A 3084-nucleotide genomic window follows, 5' to 3' on the forward strand; every position below is an offset into this window, starting at 1 on the left:
GTCGCCGCGCCGACCGCGGAGCTGGCCGTGGCCGAACCCTCGGCGGCGCCGGCCGCGACCGAGGAGGCGCCGGCGGTGACCGACGCCGGGTTGCCGGTCCGGGTACGCCAGGCCAGCCTCAATCCGGAGCTGCGCAACGACCAGGCCGAGGTGGAGGACGACGGGGCGGACGACACGGCGCGCGCGCCGGAGCAGGTGCGCCGGATGATGAGCTCCTACCAGAGCGGCACCCGGCGCGGCCGCACCGACGCGGCGCGCCTGCTCGGCGGGGCGCGTGGACCCGGCGGCGTGCCCGCCGACGACAACGAGCAGGCCACCTGACCGGGCCGGCGACGCGACGGGACCGGGACGAGCACGGCACACCAGCCGGGAAGAAGAGGACGACGAGTGGCGCAGAAGACGGCTTCGAGCGCGGATCTGGCGTGGCTGCTGGATGACCTGGTCGGCCGGGTCAAGCAGGCGGAACACGCCGTGGCGCTCTCCACGGACGGACTGCTGATGGCCTCGTCCCGCGGCCTGAGCCGGGATGACGGCGAGCACCTGGCGGCGATGGCGGCGGGCATCCAGAGCCTGGCCCGTGGCGCGGGCAAGCGGTTCGGCGGTGGTCAGGTGCAGCAGACCATCATCGAGATGCAGTCCTCCTTTCTCTTCGTCACCGCGGCCGGCCGCAACGCCTGCCTGGCGGTGCTGGCGGCGGAGGACGCGGACGTCGGCCTGATCGCGTACGAGATGGCCATGCTCGTCACCCGGGTCGGCCGGTTCGTGGCGTCACCGACCCGGGAACAGCCCCTCGGCGAGAACACGGCGCGATGACCGGCCGGGGGGAGTCCGCGGAGCAGGAGTGGGTGGACGACCACGCCGGCCCGGTGGTACGCCCGTACGCCGTGACCGGAGGTCGGGCCCGCCCGGTCACCGGGACCTTCGACCTGATCTCCCTGGTCAGCGCGACCCGCACGGATGTGGGGTCGGAGTCCGGGCTCGGCCCGGAGCACGTGGCGATCGTCGGCCTCTGCCAGCGGATCCAGTCCGTGGCCGAGATCGCCGCCCATCTCAACCTGCCGGTGGGCACGGTCCGGGTCCTCCTCGGAGACCTGGCCGCCCGCAGCCTGGTGCAGGTACGCGAGCCGCGCGCCACCCCCGCCGGCCTTCCCGACGAGCACGTTTTCGAGGCGGTTATCAATGGACTACGGGCGCTCTGAGCGGCCGGCGGGAGCGGCGCCGCTGCCCACCGCGATCAAGATCCTGATCGCCGGCGGGTTCGGCGTGGGCAAGACCACCCTGGTCGGCGCGGTCAGCGAGACCCGGCCGCTGCGCACGGAAGAGGTGCTGACCGAGACCGGGATCGGCATCGACGACCTGTCCGGTGTGGAGGAGAAGTCGACCACCACCGTGGCGATGGACTTCGGCCGCATCACCATCAGCGACGATCTGGTGCTCTACCTGTTCGGCACGCCCGGGCAGGACCGGTTCTGGTTCGTCTGGGACGAGCTGGCGCTCGGCGCCCTCGGCGCGGTGGTGCTCGCCGACACCCGCCGGTTGGCCGACTGCTTCCCGTCGATCGACTACTTCGAGGGCCGGGGCACGCCGTTCGTGGTGGCGGTGAACTGCTTCGAGGGCGCCCGGACGTTCCGGCTCGACGAGGTGCAGGCGGCGCTCGACCTGGACCTCGGCGTGCCGGTGGTGCTGTGCGACGCGCGGGAGCGGGACTCGGCCAAGGAGGTGCTGATCACGCTGCTGGAGCACGCCATGAAGCTGCGGGAGGCGCGCCGACGAGCCGCCGGCGACTGACAGTCACCACGCACAAGAAGGCATCACTCTTCCGGGATATACCTGAGCGTCATAAATATGACACTGAGGTATATCGCTCGTCACGGCCTGCGCCGATCGGAGTCGACACGCCGCGGCGCCAGCCTCTGGCCCGCGGGCACCGTGGCCGGCCGACCAGCGGCATCCGTGAGAGTCTGACGCACATGACCGAGGTGTCCGTCCGGGCGATGTCCCCGCAGGAGTTCGACGACTGGCAGCGGGAACTCGCCGCCGGCTACGCCCAGGAACAGGTCACCGCCGGCAACTGGACGGCCGAGGAGGCGCTCGACCGGGCCCGGGAGGCCAACGCCGTCCTGCTGCCCCAGGGCATGGCCACGCCCGGCATGCTCTTCCTGATCGGCGAGACGGCCGACGGATCTCCGGTCGGCCACCTGTGGATCGGTCTGACCCACCCGCGGGGCGTCGCCGACTGCGCCTTCCTCTACGACATCGAGGTGGCGCCCGAGCGGCGCGGCGCGGGGCTGGGGCGGGCGCTGCTCGCCGCGGGCGAGGCGGTGGCCCGGGAGCGGGGCGCCCGGGCGCTCGAACTGAACGTCTTCGGCGCCAACGAGACGGCCGCGTCGCTCTACCGGACGTCGGGCTACCGCGTCGTCACCCAACACATGCGCAAGGACCTGCGTTAGAGGCGGGTGGCGGTCCGGACCAGCGCGGCCAGGGCCCGCGACCGGCCGTGCGGCGGCCACGCGATCACCGTGGTCACCGCGGGCGCGTCCGGCACCGGCACCGCGGCCAGATCGGGGCGCAGCAGCGTCCGGCACGACTCCGGCAGCACCGCCGCGGCCCGGCCGAGCGCGATGAGCTGGAGCAGTTGGGCGTGGTCCCGCACCTCGGGGCCCGGACCCTCGGGGTACGTGCCGTCGGGCAGTGGCCAGCGCGGCGTCGGCAGGTCGGGCAGCGCCTCGGCGTCGGTCAGCCGCAGGTGGGTCCGGCCGGCCAGCGGATGCGCCGCCGGCAGCACCAGCACCTGCTGTTCCGTCACCAGTTCCTCGGTGTCCAGGCCGGCCGTCGAGTCGAACGGGAGGTGCAGCAGCGCCACGTCGGCCCGCCCGTCGCGCAGCAGCCGCTCCTGTTCGCCGATGCCGCACAGCAGCACCTCGACGGCCACCGCGTCGGGCTCCGCGGCGTACGCGTCGAGCAGTTTCGGCAGCAGCTCGCTGGACGCGCCCGCCTTGGTGGCCAGCACCAGGCCGGGACCGCCGTCCACGGCGGCGCGGCGGGTCCGGCGGTCGGCGGCGGCCACCGCGTCCAGGGCCGCCC

Annotated in this window: 5 protein-coding genes and 1 pseudogene; 5 read left to right on the forward strand and 1 reads right to left on the reverse strand. The window is 73.6% G+C overall.

The window, feature by feature from the left end:
* The 5 genes and pseudogenes from HUW36_RS29395 to HUW36_RS29415 all read left to right on the forward strand — a co-directional run.
* Positions 1–321, forward strand: a pseudogene (locus HUW36_RS29395) (nitrate- and nitrite sensing domain-containing protein); the annotation flags it as partial.
* 66 nt (positions 322–387) lie between these two features.
* Entirely contained in the window at positions 388–813 is a 426-nt protein-coding gene (locus HUW36_RS29400) for a roadblock/LC7 domain-containing protein (RefSeq protein WP_091573440.1), read from the forward strand.
* Complete coding sequence (locus HUW36_RS29405; RefSeq protein ID WP_174531091.1) at positions 810–1199, forward strand: DUF742 domain-containing protein; 390 nt, start codon at positions 810–812, stop codon at positions 1197–1199. The genes HUW36_RS29400 and HUW36_RS29405 overlap by 4 nt, the downstream gene beginning before the upstream one ends.
* Positions 1180–1788, forward strand: a complete 609-nt coding sequence (locus HUW36_RS29410; RefSeq protein ID WP_174531092.1) for a GTP-binding protein — start codon at positions 1180–1182, stop codon at positions 1786–1788. Before HUW36_RS29405 ends, HUW36_RS29410 begins: the two co-directional genes overlap by 20 nt.
* 182 nt (positions 1789–1970) lie before the next feature.
* Positions 1971–2450 (forward strand): GNAT family N-acetyltransferase, encoded by a 480-nt coding sequence (locus HUW36_RS29415; RefSeq protein WP_174531093.1) that lies wholly within the window; start codon positions 1971–1973, stop codon positions 2448–2450.
* Here HUW36_RS29415 and HUW36_RS29420 read toward each other — a convergent pair.
* The coding region (locus HUW36_RS29420) for a LysR family substrate-binding domain-containing protein (RefSeq protein ID WP_174531094.1) at positions 2447–3084 on the reverse strand (638 nt) is incomplete at its 5' end. The two genes, HUW36_RS29415 and HUW36_RS29420, sit on opposite strands and share 4 nt — an antisense overlap.

Origin of the sequence: Micromonospora maritima (assembly GCF_902825405.1) — a bacterium.
In the GTDB taxonomy this organism is placed as follows: Bacteria; Actinomycetota; Actinomycetes; order Mycobacteriales; family Micromonosporaceae; genus Micromonospora; species Micromonospora maritima.

Coding starts and splice junctions, on each gene's coding strand:
- HUW36_RS29405 (WP_174531091.1), top strand. CDS start 810: ATGACCGGCCGGGGGGAGTCCGCGGAGCAGGAGTGGGTGGACGACCAC.
- HUW36_RS29410 (WP_174531092.1), top strand. CDS start 1,180: ATGGACTACGGGCGCTCTGAGCGGCCGGCGGGAGCGGCGCCGCTGCCC.
- HUW36_RS29415 (WP_174531093.1), top strand. CDS start 1,971: ATGACCGAGGTGTCCGTCCGGGCGATGTCCCCGCAGGAGTTCGACGAC.